General features: G+C 43.7%; 12 protein-coding genes. 3 read left to right on the forward strand and 9 right to left on the reverse strand.

Annotated elements, in window-relative coordinates; all coding sequences use genetic code 11:
* Positions 1-66: 66 nt before the first annotated feature.
* Entirely contained in the window at positions 67-939 is an 873-nt protein-coding gene (locus AC0VYA_RS10940; RefSeq protein WP_475488256.1) for an NAD(P)-dependent oxidoreductase, read from the reverse strand.
* Between the two features lie 76 nt (positions 940-1,015).
* Here AC0VYA_RS10940 and AC0VYA_RS10945 point away from each other — a divergent pair, with 76 nt between their 5' ends.
* The gene (locus tag AC0VYA_RS10945) at positions 1,016-1,501 is read left to right on the forward strand and encodes a glutathione peroxidase (RefSeq protein WP_473480602.1); all 486 of its coding nucleotides are present in this window, start codon (positions 1,016-1,018) and stop codon (positions 1,499-1,501) included.
* 14 nt (positions 1,502-1,515) lie between these two features.
* On the opposite strand, the gene AC0VYA_RS10950 is transcribed toward AC0VYA_RS10945, so the two are convergent.
* From AC0VYA_RS10950 to AC0VYA_RS10975, 6 genes are all read right to left on the reverse strand, one after another.
* Positions 1,516-2,274 carry a methyltransferase domain-containing protein gene (locus AC0VYA_RS10950; protein WP_475488257.1) on the reverse strand — a complete coding sequence of 253 codons (759 nt, stop codon included), beginning with the start codon at positions 2,272-2,274 and terminating at the stop codon, positions 1,516-1,518.
* Between the two features lie 37 nt (positions 2,275-2,311).
* Entirely contained in the window at positions 2,312-3,073 is a 762-nt protein-coding gene (locus tag AC0VYA_RS10955; RefSeq protein WP_475488258.1) for a Nif3-like dinuclear metal center hexameric protein, read from the reverse strand.
* Positions 3,074-3,233: 160 nt separating this feature from the next.
* The gene (locus AC0VYA_RS10960; protein WP_475488259.1) at positions 3,234-4,679 is read right to left on the reverse strand and encodes a cryptochrome/photolyase family protein; all 1,446 of its coding nucleotides are present in this window, start codon (positions 4,677-4,679) and stop codon (positions 3,234-3,236) included.
* Positions 4,680-4,902: 223 nt separating this feature from the next.
* Positions 4,903-7,512: a TonB-dependent receptor plug domain-containing protein gene (locus tag AC0VYA_RS10965; RefSeq protein WP_475488260.1), complete on the reverse strand. Its 2,610-nt coding sequence runs from the start codon at positions 7,510-7,512 to the stop codon at positions 4,903-4,905.
* A gap of 367 nt (positions 7,513-7,879) precedes the next feature.
* Positions 7,880-8,914: a protease SohB gene (gene sohB, locus AC0VYA_RS10970; RefSeq protein WP_475488261.1), complete on the reverse strand. Its 1,035-nt coding sequence runs from the start codon at positions 8,912-8,914 to the stop codon at positions 7,880-7,882.
* Positions 8,915-9,010: 96 nt separating this feature from the next.
* A complete protein-coding gene (locus AC0VYA_RS10975; protein ID WP_475488262.1) occupies positions 9,011-11,629 on the reverse strand; it encodes a VolA/Pla-1 family phospholipase in 2,619 nt (872 codons plus the stop codon).
* Between the two features lie 258 nt (positions 11,630-11,887).
* Between AC0VYA_RS10975 and AC0VYA_RS10980 the strand changes: the two genes are divergently transcribed.
* The gene (locus AC0VYA_RS10980) at positions 11,888-12,631 is read left to right on the forward strand and encodes a YciK family oxidoreductase (protein ID WP_475488263.1); all 744 of its coding nucleotides are present in this window, start codon (positions 11,888-11,890) and stop codon (positions 12,629-12,631) included.
* A 111-nt stretch (positions 12,632-12,742) separates the two neighbouring features.
* Here the strand turns inward: AC0VYA_RS10980 and glnS are convergent, their stop codons facing one another.
* Complete coding sequence (gene glnS / locus AC0VYA_RS10985) at positions 12,743-14,419, reverse strand: glutamine--tRNA ligase (RefSeq protein WP_475488264.1); 1,677 nt, start codon at positions 14,417-14,419, stop codon at positions 12,743-12,745.
* 285 nt (positions 14,420-14,704) lie between these two features.
* Between glnS and AC0VYA_RS10990 the strand changes: the two genes are divergently transcribed.
* Positions 14,705-15,724: a LacI family DNA-binding transcriptional regulator gene (locus tag AC0VYA_RS10990; protein WP_475488265.1), complete on the forward strand. Its 1,020-nt coding sequence runs from the start codon at positions 14,705-14,707 to the stop codon at positions 15,722-15,724.
* Positions 15,725-15,768: 44 nt separating this feature from the next.
* Here the strand turns inward: AC0VYA_RS10990 and AC0VYA_RS10995 are convergent, their stop codons facing one another.
* Positions 15,769-17,499: an alpha-amylase family glycosyl hydrolase gene (locus AC0VYA_RS10995; protein ID WP_475488266.1), complete on the reverse strand. Its 1,731-nt coding sequence runs from the start codon at positions 17,497-17,499 to the stop codon at positions 15,769-15,771.
* Positions 17,500-17,503 lie beyond the last annotated feature (4 nt).

The following is a 17,503-nucleotide window of genomic DNA, read 5'->3' on the forward strand; positions in this document are numbered from 1 at the left end:
TGGTAACCATAAAAAGACTTAACTAACGATAAAAAATAATACGACATCATATGGCGTTGAAACTTATCAATGGCTTTTCAAACGAGTAAGTAAACTCGAAGTATCAAACCGACTCCCGCCCTGGCGTTGCACGTCAGCATAAAACTGGTCAACTAGCGCTGTCAGCGGCAGTGTGCTTCCGTTTTTTCTAGACTCATCAAGAGCAATCCCTAAATCCTTACGCATCCAATCTACTGCGAAACCAAAGTCGTACTCGCCCGCTAACATGGTTTTTGAGCGATTATCCATCTGCCATGATTGAGCTGCTCCCTGAGAGATAACATCGATGACCGACTCACAATCGAGCCCGGCATTTTGACCAAAGTGGAGCGCTTCAGCTAACCCTTGTACCACACCAGCGATACAAATTTGATTCATCATTTTTGCAAGTTGACCACTGCCTATTGAACCGAGTAATCGACTGAACTTAGCATAGGATGCAATGATAGGCTCCACTTGAGTAAAACTCGATTCGTCACCACCTAGCATGATTGTTAATTGCCCGTTTTCAGCCCCAGCTTGCCCGCCAGAAACGGGGGCATCTAAAAATGCTACCCCTTGGTGTGCCGATAATGTTGCAATTTCACGCGCCACATCTGCTGAAGCCGTTGTATGATCTACGATAATAGCCCCCTCTTTTGCGGTTGCTAAAATCCCTGTTTCTCCACAAACTACCGAACGCAAATCATCGTCATTACCAACACATATAAATATGATGTCAGCGTCTTTCGCCGCTTTTGCTGGGGTACTTTGTGATAGACCATCAAAACGCGCTAACCACTCCTGTGCTTTTGATTGAGTACGATTGTATACCGTGACTTTATAACCGGCTTTGGCAAGATGTCCAGCCATTGGAAAGCCCATTACACCGAGTCCAATAAACGCTATTTTTGTTGTCATAATGATGCTTTAAATCCTTGATAGTTTTCGTAAAAATGCCACTATATTACATCGCTTTGAAAACCGGAATTAAACCGTGAATAACATTTACCAATTTGCTGCCAAACACAACAACGGCCATGCCCTTTCAATGGATATATATCACGGTAAGGTGCTCTTGATTGTGAATACAGCAAGTAAGTGTGGATTTACGCCGCAATATGATGGATTGCAATCATTGCAGGAAACCTATGCCACGCAAGGGTTCGAGGTGCTGGGCTTTCCGTGTGATCAATTTGGGCATCAAGAGCCAGGTAATGATGAGGAAATTGAACAATTTTGTACAACTCAGTTTTCTGTTTCTTTTCCGCTATTTGCCAAGGTTGAAGTGAATGGCATTAATGCACACCCCTTATTCATGTACTTAAAGAAACATGCCCCAGGTATTTTCGGATCGACCCGCATCAAATGGAATTTCACCAAATTCTTAGTCGATTCACACGGTAACGTGGTTAAGCGCTATTCGCCTAAAACCAAGCCGGAACAGATTAAAAAGGACATTGAAGCGCTATTAAGCGCATAACAGTAACTTACTCTTCAGGCGTCTCTGCGCATAAGAATGTGGAAGTATTTGCCTAACCACATATAAGGCTCTTTATCACCGAATGCCATCTCGGCTTCTTTGAGTTGTTCATAGTGACTTTGTTGCATTGTGGGGTCTTTTAAGTAGTCGTGAAAGCAGCGGATCCCCCCCGTAGATATAATCGAAATGGGTTGTTTCTGCAAAAAATCAATCACAACTCTGGGTTGAAGCGGTTTGTTCGGACTCAGGCGTACCCGATTCCTCACCTTCATGCCTTGTTTAACGTAATCAAAATTTCCATAGAGTAAGTTGCCAAGCATTTGCGCATCTTTGTTAAAGAACGTTAGCGAGAAATAGCCGCCAATTTTCGTCATCGAAATTAGTTTTCGAACATTAACATAAGGATCATTTAACCATTCGAGTACAGCATGGCAAATGACTAAATCATATTCACAATCAGGTAAGCCTAATATATCGCTATGGATCACTGAAAGCGCGCTAGACTCACTGCATTTTTGCTTAGCGATGGCTAGTGCCTCATTTGAAATGTCACTCAAGGTTACATTCACCCCCGACTGAAGCAGTACCCGTGACATTTCACCTGTGCCACCACCGGCGTCAAGGGCGGTACTTAATGTTGAAAAATCAATATTTTTGCGTAAATGATATTGAAGTAACTCGTGGCGCAAGCGCCCTTTGCTTGTTCCATAAATGTTCTTTTCAAACTTATCTGCAATTGCATCAAAATTTTGATCACGCTTTTCGCTGTGCATCCGTATTCTCGTTAAAATGTGGTCAATCTATTAGGTGCTAAGCGGGATTGGGTATATCAATAAACTCTGCGTTCAGTTGTGTTTTGGCGTCGAGATACTCAGCTATCGCCTTTGCGCCATAGCGCTCTGTGGCATGGTGCCCAGCGGCATAAAAATGAATACTCATTTCTCTGGCGCTATGGATAGTTTGCTCAGAGACTTCTCCGGTAATAAATGCATCAATGCCCGCACTTGCTACCGCTTCAATGTACCCTTGCCCACCGCCCGTGCACCAGGCAACACTATTAATCAGGTCAGAGTCAGCACCTTCATGTAGCGGTACGCGCCCTAATATACTGACCAACTTGTCGGATAAGGCTCGCGCCGACATAGCGGGTTCGAGCCGTCCCTGCATAACGATCCCCTCTGGAGACTCAGACGGTAACGGACTGATTTGTGCCATATTCAGCAGTTTTCCTAGTTGAGCGTTGTTGCCCAATACGTCGTGTATATCGAGAGGTAAGTGGTAGGCATATAGGTTGATATCGTTCTTAATTAACGCTGCTATGCGCTTTTTCTTCATCCCACAGATATTTGCCGCTTCACCTTTCCAAAAGAAACCATGATGTACAAAAATCGCATCGGCATTTAATTGTATTGCTTTATCAATGAGTGCTTGTGAAGCAGTCACACCACACACTACTTTTTGAATCTGCGTTTTGCCTTCGACTTGTAATCCGTTTGGACAAAAATCTTGCACTCTTTCGGGCTTTAAAAGTTCATTTAAGTAGCTAAGTAACGCCACATTAGTCATGCTCATAAATCACAAACCTATACAAAATTGCGTTCGACTATGACAGCACTCAATGACTTAGTGAGTCACTGAGTGCTGTACGAATGTGGCGCATTATAGGGTAATTTCCCCAAAGAAACAGTAACCGTAACGGACTTGAAATACGAAATAATAACAAATACACAGATCACTTTAAGGCGGCTAAAAAGCCTTTAAATTGTTCTTTTGTACGCATAACAGATGCTTTATGCTCAACAATAGGTAATGCATAGCCTATCCGTTGGACGTCACAGTGTTTACTGGGTTCATGTATTTGCTTAGGACTTAAATGTTCAAGTTCAGGCAACCACGTTTTAATAAACTCCCCTTTGGGGTCAAATCGTTCGCTTTGGGTAGTAGGGTTGAAAATTCTAAAGTACGGCGCTGCATCAGTGCCAACCGATGCACTCCACTGCCAGCCACCATTATTCGAAGCATAATCACCGTCAATCAACTGACTCATGAAATAGTCTTCAGCCCACTTCCAAGGTAATAAAAGGTGCTTACAATAAAAACTCGCCACTATCATACGTAAACGATTATGCATCCAACCGGTTTCTCGCAACGCGATCATTGCTGCATCGACAATCGGATAACCTGTCTTGCCTGCTTTCCATACGTCGAAATGGTGTTGGTTACTTTCCCATTTAAAGTGTTGATAATGCTTTTGAAAAGGTAACCCACGGCTGACATGGGGGAAGTGATACATTACATAGCGATAGAAATCGCGCCAAGCAATTTCTTTTATCCAAGTGTAAGCGCCATGTTCTGGTGACAGAGCATCATCGCCGTACTCTTGTAATACATGAAATAGACACTGCGCTGGACTCAGGGCCCCGATAGACAGGTATGGTGAAATTTTACTGGTACCGTCTACCGACGGAATATCCCTATTTTTTGGGTATACTGGGGAAAATTCGATGATAAATGCATTGAGTTTTTTGGTTATTTTAGCCGCGGTGGTTGGCCAATTGGTCGAAAATTCCTTACTGATTTCTATCTCATTTGTTTTTAATAATGAATCGATTTGGATGCTGTCGTTTGCTGATTGGCTCAGGCCAGTATCACTGGCTTTATGATTATCTGGTACACCGGGTAATTGCTGTAAGGTCGTGTCTAACCAACGCTTAAAATAGGGCGTGAAAACTTTATACGGCTCATTTTTAAGGTTCATTATTTCAGTGGGTTTCACTAAACAAGTGTCGTGAAACATGGCGAGGGGGATATCAATCTTTTTAAGAATATTCTTAACAGCCAAGTCACGCTGGCGTTCATCCCATTCATATTCAGCGTTGCAATAAACATGAGTGACGCCATTTTTGGTGCAAATATCCTTGAGGCGATCGGGGATCGCTTGGTAAAGACTCCCCTCAATAACCTGCAATTCTATGTTACGTTCGGCCAACTCTTTATGCAGATTTACTAAACGCTGATATATGAGGGCTACCTTGTGGCTGGACAGATTATAAGTGTCCCATTGCTCCTTGGTGGTAAAGTAAACCGCCGTCACATTATCGTGATTATCAACTGCATAATCTATCGCGCTATTCCACTTACTTCTTAAATCAGTTCTTAACCAAACTAGTGCACTCACGTCCGTCCCTTTCTAATCCAAATTAAACGATTTCTCTAACGGACATACGAAACTTGATCAAAACACGATCACTTCAAATAGCAGAATTCTATTATCGTATAGTACCTACTATATTTTCCATCACATCATAAAAACGATTTGAGTGAAATATGCTCGTAAAAAATGCAAAAAAAAACCTTGTTACGGATTATCGTAACAAGGCTTTTTATAAGCTACTGTATGTTTAGAAGTTATACTTTGCTTTTACGTAGTAGAAACCGCCATTGTAATCGAAAGGTCCACTTTCATAATATTGACCACCTACTGCCGCAAACGAGCTAGCTGGAAGCTCCTGAGCATCATTATCGAACAAGTTGCTAGCACCTGCTGATAAGGTAATTTGGTCGGTTACAAAGTAGCTTACTTCTGCGTCAACCGTTGCGCTGCTGCCGGCGTCCTCATTCCAGCCACCTGGTTCAGCATCATCAGCGTGAACGGCGAAGTACTCTCCAAAATAATTAACGCGAATAAAGGCACTAACTGTATCCCAGCTTTGCGATACAGTGAATGTCGCTCTATGGTGAGGAATTCCTTCTTCAAGTAATTTTACTTTGCCTACGCTCGTTGTATCAGGATTGAATTTTTCGACTTCAGTTTCATTCCAGTTGTACGCTAACGAGAACTTGGTATCACCAGATTCGAAGATTGGATGCGTGTAGTTAGCCACTAAATCCAAACCTTGGGTTTTAGTATCAAAGTCATTAGCGAAATACGTAACAGCAGAAATAAGCTCAGGATTTTGAACACCTAGTGTTCTTAGTTCTTCGTAGTCATCTGGATTTACGTCAATTTTACTAGACTGGGCTATACGATCTTCAACGGTAATGCTGTATAAGTCAGCACTCATGAAGAAGTCCCCACTTTGATAAACCGCACCAATTGCGTAACTTTGAGAGTCTTCAGGAGACAACTCTTTACCGCCGTAAAATGCTGACAATGTATCAGTCGGTGGCGCCAAGAAGCTTTGAATCAAATCACCACCAACGATAGACGTTTGTGTATTAACCACATTCGCTTGCCCTACAGTAGGAGCTCTAAACCCAGTGCTGGTTGATGCACGCAAAGAAAGCTCATCAGTGACGGAATACTGGGCCGTCAACTTATAGTTAGTGGTATCGCCAAAGGTCGTAAAGTCCTCGTAACGAACCGCAGCACCGAGCAATAAGTCTTCGGTAATATACGCTTCTACGTCAATATAGGCCGCTACACTGCGACGAGTATTAGTGCCTTGTGCTTCAGGGCCGAACCCTTTAAAACCATGAGAGCCAATGTTGAACCCTTGTGATGCATAATCACCAGCTTTCCAAGAGGCCTCTTCACCCGCAACAATTTCAAATGACTCTTCACGCCATTCAAGACCACCTGCTAAGTTAAGTGAATCAATGCTGTCAACGTCAATTTGCTTAGATAAATCTAAATTGAACATTTTCTCCAACTGGATATATTTACCCGTATCGAACTCAGTTGGGGTATCAAGACCTAGCGAAGGATTAAGGGTATTTGTTAAGTTAAACGATGATTCACTGCGACCAACAGAACCACTCAAATCGAAGAACGCGCCAGATAAGAAACCACTTTTCAATTCGCCTTCAACACCAATAACCAAAGAGGTATCAGTGATGTTTCCGCCGAACGCGGGTGTATAACCACCAGGGAAAATTTGATTCATTGAGAAGCAATTAGGATCGGCAGCCATCTGTTGATAGGCAGCGGTATCTAACACATTTCCGTCAACAACCGTTCCGTCAGCTAGCGTCACTTTAGGAATAGCAACTGTTGCACAAGTGCGTTCTGCCCCTGCGGCCTCAGCCACATCGCCTACTAATAGCGTTTCGCCTTCATCATTTGAATAGACTTGACCACGGTTGTGGGGGTTTCGGTAGTAAAAGCCGCCGACAATATCACGCTCAGAATAGTTACCGAACATGTAGAATTTCTTGTCATCGCCAAGATCAAGCCCTACGTTACCAAAGAGGCTGATGTCGTCGTTGATCTCAGGGTTACCCCAAATTTGTGCAGGATCACCAACAGCAGTATTACCTTGAGCAATTAGATTAGCCGCATCGGGGCGCTGTACACTGCGACTGGTTGCGTCGGCGTTTTTAAGCTGAAAACTCAGGTTAGCGTAACCATCTTTAGTGAACGGTAAACCAACATTACCTTCTACAGTGGTTGTTGCGCCGTCACCTTCGTAGTACTCACCGCGTTTAACCGATAGAGAGCCGCCGTCAGCGTCATCTTTTAAAACAAAGTTCATTACACCTGCTATCGCATCAGAGCCATATTGAGCAGCTGCGCCGTCGCGTAGTACTTCGACCTGTTTTAACGCTGAACTAGGGATAACTGAAATATCTGGGCCTTGAGCTCCATCATTAATGCCACCACCTTGGAATGCAATAACAGACGCACGATGGCGCCGCTTACCGTTAACTAATACGAGAGTACTGTCTGAAGACAAACCACGTAGGTTAACAGGACGAATAAGGGTTGCGGCATCAGAAATAGGCTGTGCGCGAGCAGTAAACGACGGAACCGTACTTACTAACATATCAAGCATGTCAGTAGAGGCTGACTTACCGAGCTCATCGCCGCCGATGATATCGATAGGCACTGGAGAATCTGCAACTGAACGTGGTGCTGAGCGGCTCCCTACCACCGCAATTTTTTCTACCTCCGCACTATCGTCTTTTACTTGTTGAGCATAGACAGGGCTTATTGCGGTAACCGCAACAGCTGTCGATGTAGCAATAACGTAGCGAATACTTTTCGTTAATTTGTTTAATGACGTGTTCATTTTATTTCCAACTTTATTTGTTTTTTTAATTATGCACGCCCCTGTTTTATTATTATTTTTCAGTGTGAACTGATAGGCGCTGCACGGTTAATAACTCAGTAGAAACTGTCCGGTTTGCATTGAATTACATATTATTTATAACGATAAAAAGTTGAACTTACAAACAGATTAAATGGTCCAATAGTGTTAGTCGTCACTAACAGTGATTTACACTCTAAAATTTTATTTCACAGCGCAATCAAGCAGATTTTTTTGATTTTTGCGATATATTCTATAGATAAAAATTGCACAATGATTTTTCTTAAACAAAAAAATACCGGCATTAAACCGGTATTTTTAAGCAAAAATTAATCATAAGTCTAATTGCCTATTTGGCAATAACTTGGGTCTTACTCAATACCTTAATCAACGATTGCACCACGCCTTTGGTGACTGATATGCCAAATTTTTCAGCTAGATTCTTTTTGACCGAATATTTCACTGAATAAATTTTCTTAACGTTGTTCGCGTCAAGCAAAAAGTCATCAGATGTTTGTATGGTATCAACCAATCCAAGATCTAACGCTTTACTGCCGTACCAATATTCACCCGTAGCGACAGTATCAATCGCCAGCGCAGGTCTGTGCTCTTGCACAAAGCCTTTGAACATTTGATGCACGTCTTCTAATTCATCACGGAATTTTTCACGTCCTTCATCACTGTTTTCGCCAAACATGGTCAACGTACGTTTGAATTGCCCGGCTGTGTGTTGCTCAAACTCAATATCGTTTTTCTTTAATAATTTATTAAAGTTAGGAATTTGGGCAATAACCCCAATAGAGCCAATAATGGCGAATTTTGCGGCTAATACGTTATCTGCAACACAGGCCATCATATAACCACCACTTGCCGCCACTTTATCAACAGCAACAGTTAACGGTATATCTTTGTCTTTTAGGCGTTGTAATTGCGATGCTGCAAGACCATAGCCATGCACAACCCCGCCACCGCTTTCAAGTCGAACGAGCACTTCATCTTTAGGCTTCGCAATGCAAATGATGGCGGTTACTTCTTCCCTTAAGTTATCGACTTCATGGGCATCCATCGAGCCGTTAAAGTCAATCACATAAAGATTACCCTTTTCATCATTGTCGCCTTTGTTTTTTGCCTCTTTTTTAGCGGCTTTGTCCGCTTTTTTCTGCTCTTTGTTTTTCTTCTTTAACTCGTCTTTGCTGCAAATGAGATGATTAACATTGTCTTTAATGTCATCTAAGCGCTCTGAAATTGAGTCAATTTCAAGGTTTCCCTTGGGTTGCTTCTGTTTACTGATCAACCCTACTACGCCTCCAACGACTAACAATATAGCGATTACTATGGTCACTGCTTTGGCTATAAATAAGCCGTATTCGTACAAAAATTCCAATTCTGTTTACTCCTTAATAACTGACTTAAGCGATATTGGGACTAAATCGCAAAAAAAAAGCTAGGCGAGGCCTAGCTTTTGTCTTTCAGGGGAAATTTAGTTCGCCACAACAGACTCATCTGAAATAACAATATCTTTTCCTTCTGAATCGAAGTATTTGGCTGCTTGATTCTGCATCTCTACCGTTGCAGCAACACTCGGGGTTGGCACAAACAAAGATTGGTGCGCCCCAGCCGAGAAATACACAACGCCATTTTGCGTAGTATCACTCTGTTTTGTGGCCGACACTTGCTCTAAGCCCATCACTTTAGATAAGGGAATACCGCCGGATAATGGCAATGAGGTAACAACAGGGTTAACCTGATCTGTCAACGCCGTTGTGCCATCATCATTCACTCCACCACCGACAACAAGTTGCATTAGCGTTGGTGTATTGCCCGCCATTTGTTGAGCATAATTAATGGGGTCACCTGCATCTAATATTGTCTGCGCCGCGAATACAAACTGACTGAAAGTAGCATCAATCTCTGCTTTAGGTGCATCTTCTAATGCACCATAAAATGCGGTAAAGGCAGGGCGAATAGCCGCTTCTGCGGTAAGTCCGTTGGCCGCCGCATATTGGCCTAAAAAGGCGGCAAAGTCTTCTGATGAAGCGGCTAATAAAGAGCCTTTAATCAGTGGCCCAAAGTCAGGTGACTCAAATAAGAAATTTGCCACGCCGCCTGATGGCACGTTTAACACGGCGGTGTCTACATTATACATATCGCTAAAGGGAGCAAAATCCCCCTCGAACGGCGTATTAGCGTTAGCGAGTGTGTTCATACCAGAGATAGAGCCTAAGCTTTGAGAGATGAAATGAACTTTAGATGTATCAACATCCACTATCCCTGAAGCATCATTTATGGCATTCAACGCCAGGCGCAAACCTAGGGTATCAGTCGCGCTTTGACGTAAATTATCACGAGCAGTAATTAAACTTGCAAGGTTCATGTAATCCGTAGGCGAATTGGTAGACGCATTTACGTTCGTTCCATCGGCTAAGGTAAAACCGCGAGCTCCGTGTAATGGGTGATCAATAGCTACCGTTGCAAAGCCCGCAAGAGAGAACGCGGCTGCGACGACCAACGCATTTTCTTTTTGACCAGTAATACCGTGCTGAACGATAATGACTGGCCAGCCAGCTTCAGGTTTCGTCGGTACATCAATTGCGCCCCCCGTTGCCGCCGATAGCATGGCAATCACTGACTCATCAGGTACGGTAAACTGCACGCCTAACGTTTCAGTACCCGCTTCGTTGAATGGTGTTGACTCGTCATCATCATTCGTTCCCTGCGCCATAGGCAAAGGATTAAACTTGGTCAAATTGCGTGGGTCGTCGATACCTAAAGACGATAAATCTAAATCCCGCAACTGCCCTTGAGATGCGACTTGGCACAGCTCATCATTTGGCCCGACAGCCCCAGCTTGGATTAATGAGCCCACTGTTTCAGCGCCCATTAGTTGCATCGTAGCGCCACTGGTACACATTGCGCGCCACCAGTCGCCTAACGGATTGGTGGTGCTCAAATAATAAGGTAATTTTACCTCACCTTCGATGCGAGTAGCTGCACAGAAAGGACCGGCTGTTTCAAACGTTTGCGTAGCCACCTCGTTTAAAGCAGAGCTGGTGTCCATGATATTCGTTACAAGGCCGGCACAGGTATTTAAACCCACAGCCGTTAGTTGTGCTAACTCGGCTTCAGATAGCAATGCTGGAGCCAAGACGTCAAATGCTTTTGTAATACCCTCAGCCGATACATTTAGTTGAGGTAAGTAGTCTCGAGCAACGGTTGCTGCCGTTGCAACGTTACCGCCTGTCGCTGCCATCGTCGCGCCAAACGCAGTGGCATAACCGGCAATTTGCAGTTTTTTAACAGAATCCATCACGGTGCCAGCAGAGACCGTAGAAAAATATGCTGCATAAGAAATCGTTTCACGCTCTATACCAGAGGGGATCACCACATCCACCAAACTATTAACTAATGTTTGTAATTGCAGCTGCTCTTCGGTGGCAAGGGGTAAGGTATTAATATCTTGACGTGCGAGCTCCCACGAACTTGAGCCTTTAACGCTCTTTCCATCGGTATCAAGCAAAGCATCAGTTACCACCAACATATGGCCTTGGCTAGATGCCAACGGCTTAAGAGGTATAACGGCAATTGAGCCTGAACCTTCATTGGTGTAGGAAGCGACAAAGTCGACCCCATACACTAGTTCTTCACCTAGTTCACAGGGTACACCTGGTGCTGCGGCTACTGCGGCTATGGCCTGACACGTTGCCGAGGTGCCTTCTAGGGCTTGGGTGGCTTTAAATAGCTTGATGGACGCGCCATTTACACTGCTTGCGTCAATATCAAGTCCAGTAGGTAGGGTTACTCTGATTGAAAATGGATTTTGTGTTGACCATCCATCTAGCGCGCTTAGTGCGTGTTCTGGGTTGCCGCCATCAAATACGGCATCGCCTTCGGTATTTAATGTAAAGTCGAAAAAGTTACCACTTGGTAACATTAACAAATCGTTGGGCAAATTAAGATCGCTGTTTGCAGGGTCAAATACTACCCGAGCGAATGGTTTTTCGACGGGGGTATTGGTCTCTATATCTGCTACGGAGTCTCCATTACAGCCTGTAAGTCCCAGCACAGCTGCGATACTCGCACTAAGCAAAAGTTTATTCATTGTATTTCCCTACCTCTTTATTATTCAATTGGCTTTGCATGTTCTCGGAATCAATTAGACCTATGCACATTTATTATCAGTATAAATAACACGTTAGACCAGTTACTCCCTGACCCATCTTATGTAGTTTGATATTGATTTGCAAAGGTTTGTTAATCACTTGTAACGTAAAACAATCTCGTCTTCCAAGACTAATTCGGTAGGATATTTTCACATCTAAATGATAAAATCAGCAAAATTTACTTGAATTAGACATATATGCTCGATTTTCAACCAATATCTGGTTTATTAGCCTCAAAAACCATTCTCGTTACGGGTGCTGGCGACGGCATAGGTAAAGAAGCAGCCCTACAATTCGCAAAGTACGGCGCTACCGTTATTCTGTTGGGCAGAACAGTGAGTAAGCTCGAAGCGGTATACGATAAAATAGTCGATAATGGAGGCCCTGAGCCGGCTATTATTCCTTTGGACTTACAGGGTGCAACGGCGCAACATTATCGCGATATGGCTAACACCATTGATGCTCAGTTTCCTAGCCTAGACGGCGTATTACATAATGCTAGCCTGCTAGGGCATTTAGAGCCTTTGCAGCAGATAAGCGAAGAAGACTGGAATAAAGTCATGCAGGTGAATGTGAATAGCCAATTTTTTATGACACAAGCTCTAATCCCAGTTTTAAAAAAATCAGACAAAGCTTCGATTGTTTTTACCACCTCAAGTGTGGGGCTCAAAGGCCGTGCTTACTGGGGCAGCTATGCAATTTCTAAATTTGCGACCCAAGGGATGATGGAAGTCATTGCGGATGAAAATGAGAACACATCAATACGCGCCAATTGCATTAATCCCGGTGGAACACGCACCAATATGCGTGCTCAGGCCTTTCCTGGTGAAGATCCTGAAACCTTGAAAACGCCGGCGGACATCATGCCACTGTACTTGTATTTAATGAGTGACGAAAGCAGGCACGAGACAGGTCAAACCTTTCATGCGCAGCCTAAATAGCTAACTTTATTGTCCTCGAACTATCTCAGCAATCATAAAGAAAGCCCCTGTTAATCATCATTAACAGGGGCTTTTCTATTTCGCTCGGATAAAAGCGTCTGGCTTGGCTAATTAGTCCCCTATTTTAGCCCATGTGTCTCGCAAACCGACGGTGCGATTAAAGACCAACTTACTTGTTGTACTGTCTTTATCGAAACAAAAATAACCAGTACGCTCAAACTGAAATGCTTGAATATTTGCTTCATCAATATCAACTTTGGCCAGGCTGGGTTCAACCCAACCTTGTTTGACTGTTAATGATTCAGGATTAATACACGCCACAAAATCGTCTTCGGCTGCTGGGTTAGGCACAGTAAAAAGACTGTCATACAGGCGAATTTCAGCGGCAACCGCATGAGCAGCTGACACCCAGTGGATAACCCCTTTTACTTTGCGGCCATCTGCAGGATCTTTTCCTAACGTGTCACCATCGTATTCACAAAATATGGTGGTCACGTTCCCCTGCTCGTCTTTTTCAACACGCTGCGCTTTGATGACATAGGCATTACGTAAACGCACTTCTTTACCTAGTACCAAGCGTTTAAATTTCTTATTGGCTTCTTCTCTGAAGTCTTCAGCTTCAATATAAATTTCCCGTGCGAAGGGCACTTCACGACTGCCCAATTCAGGGCGGTTGGGATGATTGGGCGCCGCAAGTAATTCAACACCATCTTGTGGATAGTTTTCTATCACTATTTTAACTGGCTCGAGCACGGCCATAGCGCGCGGAGCATTTTCATTCAGTTCGTCCCGCAGAGGCGCCTCTAACATGCTCATTTCAACCATGTTATCCATTTTGGTCACGCCAATACGTTTACAAAATTCACGAATCGAAGCAGCAGTAAAGCCTCGGCGACGAAGACCCGCAATGGTAGGCATACGCGGGTCATCCCAACCACTCACAAATTCTTCATCCACTAATTGGATGAGCTTGCGCTTACTAAGCACTGTGTATTCAAGGTTGAGCCGAGAAAATTCATATTGGCGCGGTACCACATCAATAGTGACGTTTTCTAACACCCAGTCATACAATCGACGGTTGTCTTGAAATTCCAACGTGCACAATGAATGGGTTATGCCTTCAATCGCATCAGAAATACAATGGGTAAAATCGTACATAGGATATATGCACCACTTATCGCCAGTCTGATGGTGATGCGCAAACTTAACGCGATACAACGCTGGGTCGCGCATACACATGAACGGCGATGACATATCGATTTTAGCCCGCAGCAAACACTCGCCTTCTTTATATTCTCCGTTGCGCATTTTCGCAAACTGAGCAATATTTTCCTCGATTGACGTATCACGATAAGGGCTATTGGTACCTGGAGTTGTCAAAGTACCACGCATTTCTCGTACTTGTTCTTGGTTCGAAAAGTCCACATAGGCTAAGCCTTTCTCTATTAGCTCAACGGCATAGGCGTGCAGTTGATCAAAATAGTTAGACGAGTATCGTGCTTCGCCCTGCCATTCAAAACCTAGCCAGGTTACGTCATTTTTAATCGCATTAACGTAATCAATGTCTTCTTTATCAGGGTTGGTGTCATCAAACCGTAAGTTGCACTGACCTTGGTAATCCTGCGCAATGCCAAAGTTTAAGCAGATAGACTTAGCATGACCTATATGCAAATAACCATTTGGCTCAGGTGGAAAACGCGTATGAATCTGCTTATGCAAACCTGATTGCAGATCTTTATCGATGATTTGACGAATGAAATTGGTCGGACGACTCTCGGTCTCGGCCATTAATACTTACCCCTAACACTTATACGTAGAAAACAGCGGATATTATACCAGTATTCAGCCCCCGAAAAGTCCTTTTATTGCCAATTTTAACGATCTATCCGTCTGATCACTTTCGACCTTTGGGCTTTTTAAATACTGCAAATCAGTTACTTAAGTTTCCGTAGCTTTAATTGAGGCAAACGTAACATCTTTTGATAAAATGAGGGATTTCAATGGCAGGCTAGTGTATAAACCTTAATAACAAAGGGTCTATCGTACTAATTTTGTAGAATAAGGTTTGAAGTAATGAAAGCAAAAGCAACATCGTTTGATATCGCTCATCAAGCTGGTGTATCGCAGTCGACCGTTTCCCGTGCTCTTCGTGATAGTCCATTGGTCAATAAAGAAACCCGTGAAAAAGTGCAAGCTATAGCCCTAGAGCTTAATTATAAAGTCGATAAAAATGCCAGTAACTTGAGGCGCCAACACAGTAAAACCCTAGCGCTTTTATTGTTTGAAGACCCAACCTCTGATAACTCGCTGATAAACCCATTTTTTTTATCTATGCTTGGCAGCATCACACGCGCATCGGCAAAAGCTGGTTATGATTTACTTATTTCATTTCAAAATCTTAGTGATGATTGGCATGCGGAATATGAAGATTCTAATAAAGCTGATGGCATCATCTTACTAGGCTACGGTGACTACACCGAATACCGCACGAAGCTGAGCCAATTAGAGGCACAAAACACACACTTTGTACGCTGGGGAGCATTAGACGATGAACACCCCGGTGTGTCCATTGGTTGTGATAATTTTCAAGGTGGCTTTGATGTGACTCAACATTTGCTCGGCTTGGGTCGTCATCAATTCGCGTTTATCGGCGGAGCAGACACCCGCGCCCCTGAATTTTTTGCGCGCTACCAAGGTTATCACAAGGCGCTGACACTGGCAGACGTTGCTCAAAGCGCAGTGCAACAAGACGCTATTTCGACTGAAGATTCAGGGTACAGTGCGACACTTGCACTACTCAAACAGCATCCTGATATCGACGCGATTGTATGTGCTAGCGATCTTATTGCGATTGGGGTGTTAAGGGCATTAAGAGATAGCAATATACCTATCCCTCACCAAATCGCCGTCGTAGGTTTTGACAATGTCCCTGTGGCCGGTTTTGCGACACCTGCCTTGACTACCGTCAAGCAAGACACCATTTTAGCGGGCGAGATATTAGTCGACAGCTTACTTAAATTAATCGAAGGTGAAAAAGTTGAGCATTACTTAATGCCCGTTGACTTAGTTATTCGCCAGTCAAGCGGCGCCTAGCAAACCATAGTTGCCAGCGCCGTTGAAATGGCTGCTAATACGGATCATTTAAACGCCATTAATCGCGTTAATTCGGCGTTAAGGGACTCGTTCATGACTTTTGCGTCTCTGACCCACACATGAACACTGTGACCTGGTACCTCAGCGACTAACGATTCTCCTTGCTCGATAACTTGCGTACCTTGCTTAAAGCGCATTTCAGTCCAGGTGCCTGCATCCAAATACTTAGAAATAGTAAAAAGATGTGTCTCATCGCTCTTGTTCAACAATATAAGCGCCGTTTGAGCGATATCACCTTTTTGTATAACCCGATAAAACGCTGCGAAATCGTCTTTGAACTCAAGGTTGACCTGCAAACCATTTTGTAGCGCAGGCGTGCTTTTGCGCACATTAGCAATTCCAGTGAGGGCATTGTGGATTGGATGGGTTTTGGCTAAATCAATGTTGGCTTGGCCAAGGTAATTACGGTTACCTTGATGCTCCGCCTTACCACGCATAAAACCAATTTCAGACCCTTGATAAACGACTGGGATCCCGCGACTGGTAAACAACCAATTATTCGCGTCAATAAAACCCGTATCGCTGCCGTTCATTCTAGGCATATCGTGATTGTCGTAAAATGTGGTTAACTCGTAGGGATTCGCATAGGGCCCATGAGTCAAATGCAGATAAGGCAACAAGTCGGAAAAATCACTACTTGATGATTCAAAAACATCTGTAATGGCTTTTTGGCCCGGAAAGTCTAAAACACTTATCCCGCCGTTTTTAGGCAAGGTATGTTGAGCTATAAAGTTGGCATTGTAATCATAACTTTCAGCAAACATAAAAAAATCAGGGTGCAATGCCCTAACCCGCGCAGCCATTTCCTGCCAAAAGTGATGTGGCACGTGTTTTATGGTGTCGATCCTAAATGCATCTGCCCCCTGCTCTATCCAATATAAATAGGCGTTGATTAAGTAGTCGCGTAATTGTGCATTATCTTCATTCAGGTTAGATAGCTGCATAATATCCGGTTCGGTGTGATAAAACTGATGCAAAGGATTATTTGGGTCGAGCTTCTCAGGCAGTACGTTGTGATGATCCGCCACAAGCTGATCGTTTTCATCATACAGTTTACCAAATTTTTCCTGCTCAACCGGCATGGTAAAAGAAGGTGAGCCATGATTGGCGACCACATCAAACACCGTTTTCAAACCGTGTTGTTCACGCATAATGCTGGTGTATTTTTTATAATCAAGATCGCTAGAAGGATAATGTTCGTCGATTTTATAAAAATTTGAGGCCCAATAGCCGTGGTAAGCGGATTTACCACCGTCCTTAAATGCGCCTTCGAAGCCTATGGCTTCGCCGCCTGAAAATTGCTGGTCAGGGTTATCCACTACAGGCGTTAACCAAACTGCGGTAAACCCCATATCGCTGATATATCGTCCGTTATCAAGCACACCGCGTAAGTCCCCCCCCAAATAACCCACATTAGCTGTTTCACCGTTTTCACCGTATAAGGGCAAATTGAAACTAGGCAGATTACCACCTTGTTCAGGGTAGTTATTTGCCTTATCGCCATCAACAAATCTGTCTGTCATAACAAAGTACACCGCTTCTTTTACAAACGGATTATCGGTGCCATAAAACTGCTGTGTTGTGCTGTTAGCTGACTCTGTGACCTGACTGTTATTGGTAGGAGCACAACCAGCCATAGCAAGCACAACTGATATGGTAAGTGTACGCATGCAATATTGCGCAGTATTGGATGAAGACGGACTTAAAATTTTCATAAAT

The organism is Paraglaciecola sp. QJM3NY_14 (assembly GCF_056173245.1).

What these genes read in the sequence shown, in the direction of transcription:
- AC0VYA_RS10940 (WP_475488256.1), bottom strand. Translation starts at nt 939, where the DNA reads ATGACAACAAAAATAGCGTTTATTGGACTCGGTGTAATGGGCTTTCCA.
- AC0VYA_RS10950 (WP_475488257.1), bottom strand. Translation starts at nt 2,274, where the DNA reads ATGCACAGCGAAAAGCGTGATCAAAATTTTGATGCAATTGCAGATAAG.
- AC0VYA_RS10955 (WP_475488258.1), bottom strand. Translation starts at nt 3,073, where the DNA reads ATGAGCATGACTAATGTGGCGTTACTTAGCTACTTAAATGAACTTTTA.
- AC0VYA_RS10965 (WP_475488260.1), bottom strand. Translation starts at nt 7,512, where the DNA reads ATGAACACGTCATTAAACAAATTAACGAAAAGTATTCGCTACGTTATT.
- AC0VYA_RS10975 (WP_475488262.1), bottom strand. Translation starts at nt 11,629, where the DNA reads ATGAATAAACTTTTGCTTAGTGCGAGTATCGCAGCTGTGCTGGGACTT.
- AC0VYA_RS10980 (WP_475488263.1), top strand. Translation starts at nt 11,888, where the DNA reads ATGCTCGATTTTCAACCAATATCTGGTTTATTAGCCTCAAAAACCATT.
- glnS (WP_475488264.1), bottom strand. Translation starts at nt 14,419, where the DNA reads ATGGCCGAGACCGAGAGTCGTCCGACCAATTTCATTCGTCAAATCATC.
- AC0VYA_RS10990 (WP_475488265.1), top strand. Translation starts at nt 14,705, where the DNA reads ATGAAAGCAAAAGCAACATCGTTTGATATCGCTCATCAAGCTGGTGTA.
- AC0VYA_RS10995 (WP_475488266.1), bottom strand. Translation starts at nt 17,499, where the DNA reads ATGAAAATTTTAAGTCCGTCTTCATCCAATACTGCGCAATATTGCATG.